At 40.9% G+C, this 16,413-nt stretch carries 11 protein-coding genes; 10 read left to right on the forward strand and 1 reads right to left on the reverse strand.

Annotated elements, in window-relative coordinates; all coding sequences use genetic code 11:
- Window positions 1-170 precede the first annotated feature (170 nt).
- From KO529_RS22705 to KO529_RS22745, 9 genes are all read left to right on the forward strand, one after another.
- Complete coding sequence (locus KO529_RS22705; protein WP_215950146.1) at window positions 171-1,499, forward strand: c-type cytochrome; 1,329 nt, start codon at window positions 171-173, stop codon at window positions 1,497-1,499.
- Window positions 1,500-1,534: 35 nt separating this feature from the next.
- On the forward strand, window positions 1,535-4,654 hold the full coding sequence (locus KO529_RS22710) for a TAT-variant-translocated molybdopterin oxidoreductase (protein ID WP_215950147.1): 3,120 nt from the start codon (window positions 1,535-1,537) through the stop codon (window positions 4,652-4,654).
- Window positions 4,655-4,687: 33 nt separating this feature from the next.
- Window positions 4,688-6,436, forward strand: a complete 1,749-nt coding sequence (nrfD, locus tag KO529_RS22715) for an NrfD/PsrC family molybdoenzyme membrane anchor subunit (RefSeq protein WP_215950148.1) — start codon at window positions 4,688-4,690, stop codon at window positions 6,434-6,436.
- A gap of 2 nt (window positions 6,437-6,438) precedes the next feature.
- Window positions 6,439-6,960, forward strand: a complete 522-nt coding sequence (locus tag KO529_RS22720; RefSeq protein ID WP_215950149.1) for a DUF3341 domain-containing protein — start codon at window positions 6,439-6,441, stop codon at window positions 6,958-6,960.
- An 11-nt stretch (window positions 6,961-6,971) separates the two neighbouring features.
- A complete protein-coding gene (locus KO529_RS22725) occupies window positions 6,972-7,532 on the forward strand; it encodes a c-type cytochrome (protein ID WP_215950150.1) in 561 nt (186 codons plus the stop codon).
- An 18-nt stretch (window positions 7,533-7,550) separates the two neighbouring features.
- A complete protein-coding gene (locus KO529_RS22730; protein ID WP_215950151.1) occupies window positions 7,551-8,864 on the forward strand; it encodes a quinol:cytochrome C oxidoreductase in 1,314 nt (437 codons plus the stop codon).
- Window positions 8,865-8,898: 34 nt separating this feature from the next.
- The gene (locus KO529_RS22735; RefSeq protein ID WP_215950152.1) at window positions 8,899-9,957 is read left to right on the forward strand and encodes a cytochrome c oxidase subunit II; all 1,059 of its coding nucleotides are present in this window, start codon (window positions 8,899-8,901) and stop codon (window positions 9,955-9,957) included.
- 43 nt (window positions 9,958-10,000) lie between these two features.
- Window positions 10,001-11,821 (forward strand): cytochrome c oxidase subunit I, encoded by a 1,821-nt coding sequence (locus KO529_RS22740; RefSeq protein ID WP_215950153.1) that lies wholly within the window; start codon window positions 10,001-10,003, stop codon window positions 11,819-11,821.
- A gap of 199 nt (window positions 11,822-12,020) precedes the next feature.
- Window positions 12,021-12,845: a GIN domain-containing protein gene (locus KO529_RS22745; RefSeq protein ID WP_215950154.1), complete on the forward strand. Its 825-nt coding sequence runs from the start codon at window positions 12,021-12,023 to the stop codon at window positions 12,843-12,845.
- Here KO529_RS22745 and KO529_RS22750 read toward each other — a convergent pair.
- Window positions 12,842-15,106: an acyl-CoA dehydrogenase family protein gene (locus tag KO529_RS22750; RefSeq protein ID WP_215950155.1), complete on the reverse strand. Its 2,265-nt coding sequence runs from the start codon at window positions 15,104-15,106 to the stop codon at window positions 12,842-12,844. The two genes, KO529_RS22745 and KO529_RS22750, sit on opposite strands and share 4 nt — an antisense overlap.
- 259 nt (window positions 15,107-15,365) lie before the next feature.
- Between KO529_RS22750 and ruvB the strand changes: the two genes are divergently transcribed.
- A complete protein-coding gene (gene ruvB, locus KO529_RS22755) occupies window positions 15,366-16,388 on the forward strand; it encodes a Holliday junction branch migration DNA helicase RuvB (protein WP_031442397.1) in 1,023 nt (340 codons plus the stop codon).
- The last annotated feature ends 25 nt before the right edge of the window (window positions 16,389-16,413 follow it).

Genomic DNA, 16,413 nt, shown 5'->3' on the forward strand with positions numbered 1-16,413 from the left:
AAGATTTTATTTTTATTTAGAATTGGTATAAATTATAAATTATCAATACCTTAACATTTCCCAAATAAAGTCTAATGCGTATTTTTGCCATCAATTTGAGCATGGTCAAACTATTTGTTATTGTGAATGTATAAATATCATGCCAAACTTTCGATAGAAATATTTTTAATATGAAAAAGGTTCCATACCGCAATCTAATTTCTAAAGTTTTAGGTGTCAGTCTGGTAGTAGTATTACTGCTTTCAAATTCCCTTCTTGCTCAAGAATCTGCTGTGGCTTCATCGGGTGAAGGTGATGCTGCTAAGGGTAAACAGTTGTTTAACCAGAATTGTGCCGCGTGTCACGCTTTGAACAAAAAGATGACAGGTCCGGCCTTGGCGGGAGTCACTGAAAAGTATGATAAGGAGTGGCTTTATCAGTGGGTAAAGAACAGTCCTGCAATGATCAAAGCCGGGGATGCCGACGCCTTGAAAATTTACAATGAGTACAATCAGGCGGCAATGACACCTTTCCCGTTATTGTCCAATCAGGATATTGATGATATCCTGGCTTACACCGATGCTCCTCCTGTAGTAGCTGTGGCTCCTGTTGCAGTTGCCGATGGTGCGCAAGGTGGTGGAGGTTCCTCCGGTATTTCCAATGAGATTATATTGGGTGCACTGGCCTTGGTTTTTGCCCTGTTGGTGATGATGTTGGTTTTGGTAAACAAAACCTTAAGACGTATTGCGGAGGCCAACGGAGTGGTTTTGGAGAAGGAGTTGGCGGAGAAGAGGTTGCCAATTTGGAAGGCATTTGCCCAAAATCAATTTTTGGTTCTAGTGTTTTCTATTTTTCTTTTATTGAGTGCTGCCTATTTTGCATATGGTTGGATGATGCAGGTTGGTGTTGATCAGGGGTATGCTCCTATTCAACCTATTCATTATTCCCATAAAATTCACGCTGGAGATAATGCCATAGAATGTAAATATTGTCACTCTTCTGCTAGGGTTTCCAAAACTTCTGGAATACCATCCCTAAATGTATGTATGAACTGTCATAAGTCCATTTATGAATACAAAGGAAATCCAGAGGGTCCAAGTCAGGAAGATTTGGCAAATGGGTATACCAATGAATTCTATACTGGTGAAATCAAGAAATTGTACAAGGCAGTAGGATGGGATGAGGAAAATCAAAAATATACTGGAGAATCCAAGCCGGTAGAATGGGTTAGAATCCATAATCTTCCAGACTTTGCTTACTTCAACCACTCCCAGCACGTTTCTGTTGCGGGTATTGAGTGTCAGACTTGTCATGGTCCTGTTGAGGAAATGGAAATTATGTATCAATATTCCCCGCTGACCATGGGATGGTGTATAAACTGTCACCGTGAAACAAATGTTAAGGTAGAGGGTAATGAGTATTATGAAAAGATTCATGCTGAACTTTCCCAAAAATATGGGGTAGATAAACTTACGGCCGCTCAGATGGGTGGATTGGAATGTGGTAAGTGTCACTATTAATCAAACTAACTAGAAGATAATTTCAGATATATAATATGTCATCAAACAAAAAATACTGGAAAAGCGAGGCGGAATTAAACCCCAACGATTCCATTGTTGAGACGCTAAGACAAAATGAATTTGTTCAAGAGATTCCTGTAGATGATTTCTTGGGTGATAAGGAGACATTGGCGGCATCTTCGACCAACAGAAGGGATTTTCTTAAGTACGTCGGATTTAGTACGGCTGCGGCTTCATTGGCAGCATGTGAGGGTCCGGTGACCAAATCTATTCCTTATGTGGTGAAACCGGACAATATTATTCCCGGGGTGGCCAATTTTTACGCCACTACCATTGCGAATGGTTTTGATTTTGCCAGTATTTTGGTGAAAACCCGCGAGGGTAGACCAATTAAGATAGAAAATAATACCGATGCAAAAATTGGCGGTAGTGCCAATGCGCGTGTTCAGGCTTCTGTATTGTCATTGTATGATAGTACTCGTTTGCAAGGGCCTACCTTTAATGGGGAGCCTATTGCTTGGAGCGATTTGGATGCAGCGGTAAAATCCAAATTGGGGTCTTTAAAAAATTCAACTAAAAAAATCGCGATATTATCGCAAACATATGCAAGTCCTTCTACTTCTAGATTGATTGCTGAATTCAAGGAAGCATACGTAAATGTGGATCATGTTACTTATGATGCCATATCCGAGGATGCTGCGCTTTCTGCTTTTGAAGCCAAATACGGTGAAAGGGCGTTGGCGGATTACAATTTTGAGAATGCCGAAATCATTGTTTCCTTCGGTGCCGATTTCTTAGGGGACTGGCAAGGTGGAGGATATGATAGCGGATATTCAAAGGGTAGGGTTCCTAAAAATGGAAAAATGTCCAAGCATGTGCAGTTCGAGGCCAATATGTCCTTGACCGGTGCCAATGCTGATAAAAGGGTTCCTTTGACTCCATCCGAGCAAAAAGTGGCCTTGGCCTATTTCTACGGAAAACTTAATGGCACTGCCGGTAGCGGTAATCTTCCTGAAAGTGCAAAAGCTGCATTGGATGCAGTGGCGGCCCAGGTGCTTAAGAATAAATCAAATGCCGTTGTTGTTACTGGAATAGAGGATGTTAATGCCCAGTCGGTTGTTTTGGCCATTAATGAAATGTTGGGAAGTAAGGCGTTCGATTCTGTAGCTCCCAAGTATGTAAGGCAAGGTAATATTATGGCGGTTAATGCCTTGTTGTCCGATTTAAAAGCTGGCAAAGTAGGAGCTTTGTTTTTGGACGGGGTTAACCCGGCATACTCGTTACCAAATGCCGCAGATTTTGCGGAAGGGATCAAGAATGTTGATTTAACAGTGGCCTTCTCCACCAATAGAAATGAGACTACAGAATTGGTGCAGTACGTTGGTGCTTCAAACCATTATTTGGAATCTTGGGGCGATGCCCAATTAAAGAAAGGGCATTATAGCCTAATGCAGCCTACCATAAAGGAGTTGTTCGATACTAGACAGATCCAAACGGCTATGTTGCAATGGTTGGATAGTGATAAAACTTATTACGATTATATAAAAGAAACTTGGAACGCTGGAATATTGGCGGGTAGTGACTGGAGTCAGGCATTGCACGACGGTGTTTTTGTTGCTTCTCCGGTAATGGATGAAGCTGTTGTTGCGGCTGCTGCCCCTAGTGTAGCGGAAGAAGCGGAAATGACAGCGGAGGTTCCTTTGGCTTCTGCAATCAGAAGTTTATCCGGTGCTACGGCAGAAGGTATGGAGCTTACCTTGTATTCCAAAGTTGGGATGGGTGACGGACAGCAGGCAAGTAACCCTTGGTTGCAAGAGTTCCCTGATCCTATAACCAGAGTTTCTTGGGATAACTATGTAACCGTTTCCAAAGCTGATGCGGAGAAATTGGCCTTGGTCAATGAAAATGTGGCCGATGGTGGTTTAAACGGGAGTTATGTAAAACTTACTGTTGATGGTGTTTCTGTTGATGGTGTTCCTGTAATTGTACAGCCAGGTCAGGCACCAGGTTCTTTGGGACTTTCTTTTGGATACGGGAAAACTGTGGGAATGAAAAGTGAAATGCAAACAGGGGTGAATGCCTATGCATTGTATAAGGACTTTTCCAACACCCAATCGGTAAGCATAGAAAAGTCTTCTGGGATGCATGAGTTTGCTTGTGTGCAATTGCATAAGACGTTAATGGGTAGGGGAGATATTATTAAGGAAACTACCTTAGAGATATTTAATACAAAAGATGCCAAGGAATGGAATGTTGTTCCTGTAGTATCATTGGATCATCAGGAAGTTCCTGCTACTTCGGTAGATTTGTGGGATAGTTTTGACCGATCAATAGGACATCACTTCAACTTGTCCATAGATTTGAATGCCTGTACTGGTTGTGGTGCTTGTGTTATAGCATGTCATGCTGAAAACAACGTACCGGTCGTAGGAAAGGCTGAAGTAAGAAAATCTAGGGATATGCACTGGTTGCGTATCGATAGGTACTACAGCTCGGAAGAGACTTTTGCACAGGATGATACCAAGAAAGAAGAATTCGATGGCCTGTTCGGGGATAAGGGATCCTTGGGTGGATTTGGTGAAATGGAAGATCCATCAGCCAATCCTCAAGTGGCATTCCAGCCTGTAATGTGCCAGCATTGTAACCATGCACCATGTGAGACAGTTTGTCCTGTAGCGGCAACTTCACACGGACGTCAGGGTCAAAATCATATGGCTTATAACAGATGTGTTGGAACTAGGTACTGTGCCAACAACTGTCCATATAAAGTGAGGCGATTCAACTGGTTCTTGTACAATGAGAACGATGAGTTTGATTACCACATGAACAATGACCTAGGTAAGATGGTCATCAATCCAGATGTTACCGTTAGGTCTAGAGGTGTTATGGAAAAATGCTCTATGTGTATCCAAAAAACCCAGAAGACAATTTTGGATGCCAAACGGGATGGCCGTGTTGTAAAGGATGGGGAGTTTCAAACCGCCTGTTCTGCAGCCTGTAGCAATGGTGCAATGAAGTTTGGGGATGTAAATGATGCCGAGAGTGAAATTGTAAAATTAAAGGAAAGTAACCGCATGTATCACTTGTTGGAGCATGTTGGGACTAAACCAAATGTTTTTTATCACGTGAAAGTGAGGAATACGAATGAAGCTTAATCAAATTAAAGGAACGTAACTATATATTAAATTATGGCGTCGCATTACGAAGCACCTATACGAAAACCCTTAGTTCTTGGAGATAAAGGATACCACGATGTAACCGTGGACATTGCAGCTCCGGTTGAAGGGAAAGCCAATAAGCATTGGTGGATTGTATTTTCCATTGCATTAGCGGCATTCCTATGGGGTGTTGGCTGTATAATTTACACGGTATCTACGGGTATCGGTACATGGGGATTAAATAAAACAGTAGGCTGGGCCTGGGATATTACCAACTTCGTTTGGTGGGTAGGTATTGGTCATGCTGGAACCTTGATCTCTGCGGTACTATTACTGTTTAGACAGAAATGGAGAATGGCTATTAACCGTTCTGCGGAGGCGATGACCATTTTCTCGGTTGTTCAGGCGGGATTGTTTCCTATTATCCACATGGGTCGTCCATGGTTGGCTTATTGGGTATTGCCTATCCCTAACCAGTTTGGATCGCTTTGGGTAAACTTTAATTCGCCATTGCTTTGGGATGTGTTCGCAATCTCAACCTACCTTTCGGTATCTCTGGTATTCTGGTGGACAGGTTTGCTGCCGGATTTTGCTATGATACGTGATAGGGCGGTGAGGCCTTTCCAGAAGAAGATATACAGTTTAATAAGTTTTGGATGGACGGGTCGCGCCAAGGATTGGCAGCGTTTTGAGGAGGTTTCCTTGGTTTTGGCAGGTTTGGCCACGCCTTTGGTACTTTCTGTGCATACCATTGTATCCTTTGACTTTGCCACGTCGGTAATACCAGGATGGCATACCACCATCTTTCCTCCATACTTCGTTGCGGGGGCTATTTTCTCTGGTTTCGCCATGGTGAACACCTTGTTGATCATCATGAGAAAAGTATGTCATTTAGAGGCGTATATTACTGTACAGCATATAGAATTGATGAACATAGTAATTATGTTGACCGGTTCCATTGTAGGTTGTGCCTATATTACGGAGTTGTTTATGGCTTGGTATTCCGGTGTTGAGTACGAGCAGTATGCATTCTTGAACAGGGCTACCGGTCCTTACTGGTGGGCTTATTGGGCAATGATGACCTGTAATGTGTTCTCTCCACAATTCATGTGGTTCAAGAAACTTAGGACAAGTATCATGTTCTCTTTCTTTATTTCTATTGTGGTAAACATAGGGATGTGGTTTGAGCGTTTTGTAATTATCGTAACATCATTGCATAGGGATTACCTTCCGTCTTCATGGACAATGTTCTCCCCAACATTTGTAGATATAGGAATATTCATCGGAACCATAGGATTCTTCTTTGTACTGTTCTTATTGTACGCTAGAACTTTCCCGGTTATTGCTCAGGCAGAGGTGAAGTCTATTTTAAAATCCTCTGGAGAGAAGTATAAGAAATTGAGGGATGCGGGCAAGCCTTTGTACGAGATATCCAAAAGTAAAATAGTTGTAAAGGAAAAGGAGCCTATCACTGATGATGTGTTGATGGGGGAAGTTGTTCCAAAGGCTGGTGATAAAGTAGGAGTTTCTGAACTTTTGGGAACTATAGGTACATTTGATCCTACCAAGGAGACCGCGGATGATCTTAAGAAGATCAAGGGTATTGGGCCTCAAATGGAAGCTACCTTGAATCAAATAGGAATATACACATTCGCACAGGTTGGTCGTATGACAGATAAGGAATATGATCTATTGGATTCTATTACGGAGTCGTTCCCTGGTAGGGCACAAAGAGACGATTGGGCAGGACAAGCAAAGATTTTAAATAATAAGAAATAATTATGGCGTCGAAAGTTATACATGCTTTTTATAATGATGACGATGTGCTAATGCATGCTGTTAAAAAGGTAAAAGCGGCAAAGCATCATATTGAAGAAGTTTATTGTCCTTTTCCGGTGCATGGTTTGGACAAAGCAATGGGGCTTGCTCCAACTAGGATTGCAATAACGTCCTTTTTGTATGGTTGTGTTGGTCTTACAGTGGCAATTGTAATGATGAATTACATTATGATCCAGGATTGGCCACAGGATATTGGGGGTAAACCCAGTTTTAGCTATTTGGAGAACATGCCGGCTTTTGTGCCTATTATGTTTGAGTTGACGGTATTTTTCGCGGCGCATTTAATGGTAATTACTTTTTATCTTAGAAGTAGGTTATGGCCTTTTAAAGAAGCTGAAAATCCTGATGTAAGAACAACAGATGATCATTTTTTAATGGAAATCGAAATTCATGACAACGAGCAGGAATTGAAGGATTTGTTGATGGATACGGGAGCAGTCGAAATTAATATTACAGAAAAGTAGTCATAGATATTATGAACAGTTTTAGCAAAATAGGAGTCTTGTTTGGTTTGGTATTATTAGTTGCTTCTTGTGCAAACACGAATAGCAGAAACTATCAATACATGCCCAATATGTATGAGTCCGTAGGTTATGAGACCTATCAGAAAGTGGATTTTCTTCCAGATGGGATGGAAGCTGGACTTCCGGCCGAAAATACCGTAGCAAGGGGATGGATACCTTACGGAATTGAAAATACCATGGAAGGAAAGGAATTGGCAAGACTTAACCCAAGTCCGTTGGATTCTCTAAATCAAGAGGCCAATCTAGCTGTGGGTAAAGAATTATATACAATTTATTGTGCAATTTGTCACGGAGATAAAGGAGACGGACAAGGTAACTTGGTGAAAAGGGAAAAGATATTGGGTGTCCCCAGCTATGCTGATGTAGCCAGGAACATTACAGTTGGAACTTCATATCATGCCATCTACTACGGATTGAATTCTATGGGATCCTATGCAGGGCAATTGGATACTGAAGAGCGTTGGAAGGTTGCTGAATACGTAATGAAATTGAAACAAGATTTAACAAAATAAGACCTAGATATTAGCAATATGTACACTTTTTCAAATAGATTAAAAATTGCTTCCTTCATTTTAATGGCTGTAGGCGTTTTGGGAATTGGTATCGGTTTTATGGCTGCGCCAAGCACTGTAGAGGAGGCAAAGGCAATTGTTGCCGGACACGGAGACGGTCATGGGGATGCCCATGCGGTTGCGGAAGGTCATGGTGAGGAAATGGGGCACGGGGATGCACATGATGCATCTCATGACGAACATTTATTGCACCAATTGCAGAACAAACCATGGGCAGCATTATATGTGGCAGCTTTCTTCTTTTTTATGATAGCTTTGGGAGTTCTGGCTTTTTACGCTATTCAACGAGCAGCACAGGCTGGTTGGTCGCCATTGCTTTTCAGGGTAATGGAGGGAATTACGGCATATCTGGTACCAGGTGGTATCATTGTATTTGTAATATTGGCCTTGTCGGTAGCCCATATGAATCATTTGTTCGTATGGATGGATCCTGAGGTGGTTGCGCATGACGCACTTTTGCAAGGGAAGGCAGGTTTTCTTAATGGTACTTTTTTCTTGATCAGGGCAGCAGTCTTCTTGGGAGGCTGGATCTTATATAGGGAGTATTCCCGTAAATTGTCCTTGGCTCAGGATGAGTCCAACGATGACTCCAATTTTAAGTTGAATTTTAGAATTTCAGCGGCATTTTTGGTATTTTATTTAATATCTGAGTCCATGATGTCTTGGGATTGGATCATGAGTGTGGATCCACATTGGTTCAGCACCTTGTTCGGATGGTATATTTTTGCGAGTATGTTTGTGTCCGGGATTACCGTTATTGCAATGGTAACCATTTACCTTAAGTCTAGAGGGTATTTGCCGGATGTTAACGATAGTCATATTCATGATTTGGCTAAATTCATGTTCGGGATCAGTATTTTCTGGACCTATTTATGGTTCTCCCAATTTATGCTGATTTGGTATTCCAATATTCCTGAAGAAGTAACGTATTATGTTACCAGGATAGCGGATTTCAATCTGCCATTTTTTGGAATGGTGGCCATGAACTTTTTGTTCCCTGTACTTTTGCTTATGAACAGTGATTACAAAAGGGTTAATTGGTTTGTTATTATGACCGGGATAGTAATTTTGGCCGGACACTATTTGGATATTTTTAACGCCATAATGCCAGCTACCGTTGGCGATCAGTGGTTCATTGGTATCCCTGAGATTGGGTCCATATTGTTCTTTGCAGGATTGTTTATCTTTTTTGTATTCAGGGCATTGACCAAGGCTCCGTTGCAGCCAAAGCGCAATCCATTTATAGAAGAGAGTAAGCATTTTCATTATTAGTATTTAGTATATAAGTATAATTTCAAATCATACGATGACTCCATTATTGACCATAGTTGTTTTAGTATTAGTGGCAATTGCAATCTGGCAAATGACCAAGATATTCGAATTGTCACAAATTAGAGCTAGCAATTCCCAAGTAGCCAGTGAAACGGATAATAAATACAATGGGTATTTGATGTTCGCTTTTTTGATTTTCCTTTATGGAATTACCATTTTTAGCTTTTGGAAATATACCAAGGTGCTTTTGCCCGAAGCTGCTTCCGAGCATGGTGGTGGGTACGATTCTTTAATGTTGTTGTCTTTTGTTATTATCTTTATAGTGCAAACTTTGACACAGTTTTTGTTGCACTATTTTGCTTATAAGTATAGGGGAGATAGGGAAAGAAAGGCATTGTTCTTTGCGGATAACGACCGTTTGGAGTTCATATGGACCATTATTCCTGTAATAGTATTGGCAGGATTAATTTTGTGGGGATTATATGCTTGGACAAATATTATGGATATCAATGATGAGGATGATCCTCTTACCATTGAATTATATGCCCAACAATTTAGTTGGACTGCAAGATATGCAGGTAATGATAACGTTTTGGGTGATGCCAACGTTAGAATGATCGATATTGACAATGCAAATGTTTTGGGGTTGGATAACTCGGATCCTAATGCGGCCGATGATATTATTGTTAAGGAATTGCATTTGCCAGTAGGGCGCAAGGTTAATTTTAAAATGCGTTCCCAAGATGTGTTGCATTCGGCTTATATGCCGCACTTTAGGGCTCAGATGAACTGTGTGCCGGGTATGATAACTCAATTTTCTTTTACTCCAACCATTACCACAGCAGAAATGAGACAAAATCCTGATGTTGTGGATAAGGTAAAGCGAATTAATGGAATCAGGGCTGAAAAGGCCGCCAAAGGAATGGACAATTCCGATCCTTGGGAATTTGATTATATCTTGTTGTGTAATAAGATATGTGGGAAATCCCATTATAATATGCAAATGAAAATTATTGTTGAAACTGAGGAGGAATATAATGCTTGGATAGCAAGTCAGCAGACGTTTGGTAAGTCAATGGCTTCGGCACAATAATTTAGTCTTTAAAATAACTTTATAAAAATTTAAAAATAGAACTATGTCTGTAACAGCTCACGCACACGTAGAAGACCATTCAGATGACCACGGACATCATCACAAAGAAACTTTTGTGACGAAGTATATTTTTAGTCAAGATCATAAAATGATTTCCAAGCAGTATTTAATTACTGGACTTATTATGGGATTCATTGGTATTTTGATGTCACTATTGTTTAGAATGCAATTGGCATGGCCAGGAGAATCTTTTGCAATTTTTGAATTTATTTTGGGCAAATGGGCGCCTGGAGGGGTAATGGATGCTGATGTTTACTTGGCATTGGTAACCATTCATGGTACTATCATGGTATTCTTTGTTTTAACGGCAGGGTTAAGTGGTACCTTCAGTAACTTATTGATTCCACTTCAAATTGGAGCTCGTGATATGGCATCAGGGTTTCTGAACATGGTTTCATATTGGCTATTCTTTTTGTCCTCTGTAATTATGCTTTCTTCCTTGTTTTTAGAGGCAGGACCGGCTGCTGCTGGATGGACGGTGTACCCACCACTTAGTGCGTTGCCTATGGCACAACCTGGTTCAGGTTTGGGTATGACACTCTGGTTGGTAGCAATGGCTATATTTATTGCATCTTCCTTATTGGGGTCATTGAACTATATTGTTACGGTAATTAATCTAAGGACCAAGGGAATGTCCATGACCAGACTTCCTTTAACTATATGGGCTTTCTTTGTTACGGCTATTATTGGGGTTGTTTCTTTCCCGGTACTATTGTCCGCTGCCTTACTTCTGATAATGGATAGAAGCTTTGGTACTTCCTTCTTCTTATCCGATATTTTTATTCAAGGTGAGGTATTGCATTATCAAGGTGGCTCTCCAGTATTGTACGAGCATTTATTCTGGTTTTTAGGACACCCTGAGGTGTATATCGTAATCTTGCCTGCAATGGGTATGGTATCCGAAATTATGGCGGTAAACGCCCGTAAACCAATATTTGGTTATAGAGCTATGATTGCCTCTATCTTGGCAATTGCATTCTTGTCCACAATTGTTTGGGGTCACCATATGTTTATTTCAGGTATGAACCCGTTCTTAGGTTCTGTTTTCACCTTTACGACATTATTGATTGCTATTCCATCTGCGGTGAAGGCATTTAACTGGATTACTACTTTATGGAAAGGTAACCTGCAATTGAATCCTGGAATGCTATTTTCCATAGGTATGGTTTCAACTTTTATTTCTGGTGGATTAACCGGAATTATTCTTGGGGACAGTACCTTGGATATTAATGTGCACGATACTTATTTTGTTATTGCCCACTTCCACTTGGTAATGGGTATATCAGCGCTTTACGGATTGTTTGCCGGTGTTTACCACTGGTTCCCTAAGATGTTCGGTAAAATGATGGACAAGAACTTGGGTTATGTGCATTTTTGGATTACGGCTGTCTGTTCTTATGGTGTTTTCTTCCCAATGCACTTTGTTGGAATGGCCGGGGTACCACGTAGGTACTACGAGAATACAGCTTTTCCAATGTTTGATGATTTGACCGATATCCAGGTATTAATGACGGTGTTTGCACTTATTGCAGCTGGAGCTCAATTAATATTCGCCTTCAATTTTATTAGAAGTATTTTCTACGGAAGTAAAGCCGTTCAAAATCCATGGAAATCAACTAGCTTGGAATGGACTACACCAGTAGAGCATATTCACGGCAACTGGCCTGGAGCTATTCCAGAAGTACATAGATGGCCATATGATTATAGCAAAACCTATGAAAACGGGGAGTATATAATTCCAGGACAGGATTATGTGCCTCAAACCATGCCGCTCTATGAGGGTGAGGAGGAGATGCAGCATTAACGATTGGAAATCAACAAATTTTAAAAGTCCATCCCTAAGATGGACTTTTTTTGTACCTTCCATTTACATATGTGTAATCCGTGGAACCTTTTGGTGTTGCAGACCATATGAATTAATTGCAAAATTGTGGTGATCCAATGTTGAAGGTTATCGCAGATTTTTTAGATAAAGATCTATTATGTATTATAAATCATTAAAAGTGAGACACATACTTTTATTTTTCGTGTTATTGGTTGGCTGTATGGTCTATTCCCAGCGTAAACCTAAAATTAAAGGCAATAGAAATGTAATAGAGGTTAGAGAGACCTTGGCACCTTTTAATGCTATTCAGCTGGATGATGATCTGGATATCAACCTACAGGCAGCCACAATGGGGGAGTATATAATTGAAGCGGACGATAATTTAATCGATGTTTTAAAATTTAAGGTAGTGAATGAAACACTTATCATTAGTTCCTATTATAAAGTAACCTCAAAGAAAAAACTGAACATTACTGTTAATTTCAGTGAATTGTTCCGGATCAATGCCAATGAGGGGAATATAGTGGTTAAGAACAGATTTTCTACCGAGTTTCTTGAGGTAAATGCCACAGGGTCCGGTAGAGTGGAAATAGATGTGGATGCCGATGCAATGGAGATTACAATGAACGATAATAGTAGAGGAAATTTTAAAGTAGACAGTGATACCTTGAATATTCGCTTGGCCGAGAAAGCTGATTTAAGATTATTTGGGGTTATGGAAAGTACGGTTTTGGATATGCGACGTAATTCCAAGGCCGATTTGGAAGGTTTTACCGATGTTTTTCAGTTTCATTTATTGGATAATTCCAACCTAAAGGCAAAAAGGTTGGAAGCCAATACGGTCGAAGCAAATTTGGAAGGCAGCTCTTCTGCGGAAGTCTTGTCAACAGCTACGGTAGACCTCTATTCCAAAGGGGCGTCCAAGACCTATGTATTTGGTGACAGCAAAATTAATCTGCAGGAATTCCTAGATACTTCAGAGCTATATCGTCGTAAAAATTAACGACTAATAGGGGCTGTTAAACAATGGTCCGGAATCCCAAATCCATCTACCAAAACCTCGATATGCGGCCTGAACTCTGTACTTAAGCGCTCCACACGCTGCCGTATGGCTTTGGACTTGGTACCGCCCAAATAGCCTTGTTCCAGATACCATGAGGCATCTTCCCGAATTTCGGATAATGCAAATAGGCATCCAAGTTTTTTAAAGAGTTGTTGGTTTTTCTTGTCTTCTATGGTTTCTGTAAACTGCAAATACGTGTTATAGGCCAATTCACAACTGTAGGCTTTTCCCAACGCTATTAAATGAGTTTGTACTTTTAAGAAGGCCTGATATGTAGGGATCCCTTTCTTGATATAGTCCCTAATCCGCATCGCAGCGGAATAGGTGAGCCTTCTTGTCCTGTAGTCAAAAGCATGTTGGTGGAACTTAGGATTATATAAATGCTCCTTATCCACCTTGTTGGCATATATAGGATTTATGGTGACCAATTTGTCACTGATTTGGGTGCCCAACAGTTTAAATACGGCCGAAAAACCTGCGCTGTTGAATTCAGTATTAAAATCGGACATAATTCCTTTGGCGGCCAATTGTAATAGTACTGTGTTGTCGCCTTCAAATGTGGTAAATATATCCACATCGGCTTTTAAGTCGGCAATTCTATTCTCCAATAAATAGCCCTTTCCTCCGCAGGCTTCACGACATTCCTGAATGGTTTCGTTAGCGAACCAAGTTATAATCGCCTTCAATCCGGCTACCTGGGTCTCTATTTTTCGTTTGTCAGTTATACTGTCATCGCTATAGATACTCATCATAGAATCCAATGTTACTTGGTATACGTAAGATTTGGCAATGGCGGGGGTAAGTCTTAGTTGGTGCGATGGGTAATCCATGATCAAATCCTCCTGGATTTTTTGGTTATCGTTAAATTGTCTTCTTTGTAACGCATATTTCACCGCAATGGCCAGGGCCATTTTTGCGCCGCTCAAAGCTCCCTTGGCCACGCAAATTCGTCCGCCGACCAAGGTGCCCAGCATGGTGAAAAAGCGTTTGTTGGCATTTTTTATATCGGAATAATACGTGCCATCAGATTTTATGTCCCCGTATTTATTCAATAGATTTTCCCGTGGTACCTTAACTTGATCGAACCAAATCTTACCATTGTCAACTCCGTTGAGCCCTAATTTGTAACCATTATCTTCAATTCGTACGCCCGGCATAAGACGATTGTTACTGTCTCTTAGTGGTACTAAAATGGCATGTACACCGTGATTTTTGCCATCAACGATCAATTGTGCAAATACCGAGGCCATTGTACCGTGCAGTGCATTTCCTATATATTCCTTGTTGTCGTTCTTGCCTGGGGTATGAATGGTAATACTGTCATCTTCCTTGTTGTAGGTAGCGGTTGTTTTTATACCCCTTACGTTGGACCCGTGGCCCGTTTCGGTCATTGCGAAACATCCAAGTAAATTGGCCTCCCCAATAGCGGTTAAATAGCGATCATGGTGTTTTTTGGTTCCCAACTTCTGTATACTGCCTCCAAAAAGTCCAAATTGTACCCCAAACTTCACCGTAAGGCTTCCGTCCACATACATCAGATTTTCAAAAATGGTAGCATATAAAGACATATTGCCTGTTCCCCCGTAAGCCTCGGGGTAGGCCATGGCACCATATCCTGCCTTAGCCAAATATTGCACTTGGGACAGCACCTTTTTTCTAAATTCTTCCTTGTTCGGTATTATTTCCCAAGAGAAAACAGAATCCCTTAAAGTGTCCCTAAATTCATCTATTTCACTATGGTAAGTACCTTTAAAGATTTGGTCAATTTCCTTTGGGTCGTAAAAATGGGATGTTTTTTCCAAAACAACTTCCACCTCGAACAAATGGTGGTAATGGTTAGGTTGTATGCCAAGGTTTATTTCAATAGCCGATAAATTCTCATTGAATATATGCTCCGAACCATTTTGCGATATTAATTTCCTGCTAAAAGAAGTTAAAGGATGGTTGTCGCTTTCTACCAATTTAATGCCGGAATTGGAAACGGCCCGTTGCCAAGATTTTATTTCCGTATCCAAAGGTGGCTGGGCGGTGTTGAGCCAACTGTTCAGGGTTTCCCTGTCTTTTTTAGAAAGGTTTTGGTCATCGTCGATTATTTTTTTTACCACGGCAATCTCTGAAATGGTCAAAAGATCATCGGACCAAATAACAAAAAAGAAAGGTATATACTGTAGAATACTAGGAGGATATGTTGTCTTTATCATAATATGAATTTACATTATTTTTTAGTAAAATCAGTATTTCAAAGGCGGTAGGTGTGTGAAATGCCCAGGGCCAATAAACCCAGCCTTTATGGAGGGGTCTCCCATTCCATGCTTCAAGGTTTGTAACATGCAATTTTAATTAGTTTTCTTCCACTCTGTGGAAAAAAGGAAGGGAATCATAATTAAAAGCTGGGAATGTCTGTGTCCTTATAATTGTTTCATAGAAAACTATTCCAATTTCCTTTATCTTTGTTGGAGTATGAATGAGAACCTAGATCCCACAGCCAGTAATTTTTCCAACGAGGAATTTGATATAGAAAGGGCGTTGCGCCCTATTTCCTTTGATGATTTTACCGGGCAGGAACAAGTATTGGAAAACCTGAAGATATTTGTCCAGGCGGCCAATTTAAGGGGCGAAGCCCTAGATCACACTTTGTTCCATGGTCCTCCGGGTCTTGGGAAGACTACTTTGGCCCATATCCTGGCCAATGAATTGGGGGTGGGTATAAAAATGACTTCGGGCCCTGTGTTGGATAAGCCAGGGGATTTGGCCGGCTTGCTGACCAACCTGGACGAAAGGGATGTGTTGTTTATTGATGAGATCCACAGATTGAGTCCTATTGTGGAAGAATATTTATATTCTGCCATGGAGGATTATAAAATCGATATAATGATAGAATCGGGTCCCAATGCCAGATCGGTACAGATTAATTTAAATCCCTTTACTTTGATCGGGGCTACAACCCGCTCTGGTTTGTTGACAGCTCCTATGAGAGCTCGTTTTGGAATACAGAGTAGATTACAATATTATTCTACGGAACTACTATCTACCATAGTAGAACGAAGTGCCGAAATATTAAAGACTCCAATTACACAACAGGCTGCCATAGAAATAGCAGGTAGAAGCAGGGGGACTCCCAGAATATGCAATGCCCTACTAAGGCGGGTCCGAGACTTTGCCCAAATAAAAGGGAATGGAAAGATCGATATAGAAATCTCACAGTTTGGGCTGAAGGCTTTAAATGTGGATGCCCACGGATTGGACGAAATGGACAACAAGATATTGACAACCATTATAGACAAGTTTAAAGGAGGCCCTGTGGGGATTACTACTTTGGCTACTGCCGTTTCTGAAAGTGCAGAAACCATAGAGGAGGTTTATGAACCTTTCTTGATCCAACAAGGATTTATCATGAGGACCCCAAGAGGTAGGGAGGTTACGGAACTTGCCTATAGACACCTGGGAAGGATTAAAGGCAATATTCAGGGAGGTCTTTTTTGATGTTGTTGTCCACTTGGATTTTATG

This window comes from Arenibacter algicola (assembly GCF_018860365.1).
In the GTDB taxonomy this organism is placed as follows: Bacteria; Bacteroidota; Bacteroidia; order Flavobacteriales; family Flavobacteriaceae; genus Arenibacter; species Arenibacter algicola_B.

Excerpts from the sequence above, each read along its gene's own strand:
- KO529_RS22705 (WP_215950146.1), top strand. The coding sequence starts at position 171 with ATGAAAAAGGTTCCATACCGCAATCTAATTTCTAAAGTTTTAGGTGTC.
- KO529_RS22710 (WP_215950147.1), top strand. The coding sequence starts at position 1,535 with ATGTCATCAAACAAAAAATACTGGAAAAGCGAGGCGGAATTAAACCCC.
- nrfD (WP_215950148.1), top strand. The coding sequence starts at position 4,688 with ATGGCGTCGCATTACGAAGCACCTATACGAAAACCCTTAGTTCTTGGA.
- KO529_RS22720 (WP_215950149.1), top strand. The coding sequence starts at position 6,439 with ATGGCGTCGAAAGTTATACATGCTTTTTATAATGATGACGATGTGCTA.
- KO529_RS22725 (WP_215950150.1), top strand. The coding sequence starts at position 6,972 with ATGAACAGTTTTAGCAAAATAGGAGTCTTGTTTGGTTTGGTATTATTA.
- KO529_RS22730 (WP_215950151.1), top strand. The coding sequence starts at position 7,551 with ATGTACACTTTTTCAAATAGATTAAAAATTGCTTCCTTCATTTTAATG.
- KO529_RS22735 (WP_215950152.1), top strand. The coding sequence starts at position 8,899 with ATGACTCCATTATTGACCATAGTTGTTTTAGTATTAGTGGCAATTGCA.
- KO529_RS22740 (WP_215950153.1), top strand. The coding sequence starts at position 10,001 with ATGTCTGTAACAGCTCACGCACACGTAGAAGACCATTCAGATGACCAC.
- KO529_RS22750 (WP_215950155.1), bottom strand. The coding sequence starts at position 15,106 with ATGATAAAGACAACATATCCTCCTAGTATTCTACAGTATATACCTTTC.
- ruvB (WP_031442397.1), top strand. The coding sequence starts at position 15,366 with ATGAATGAGAACCTAGATCCCACAGCCAGTAATTTTTCCAACGAGGAA.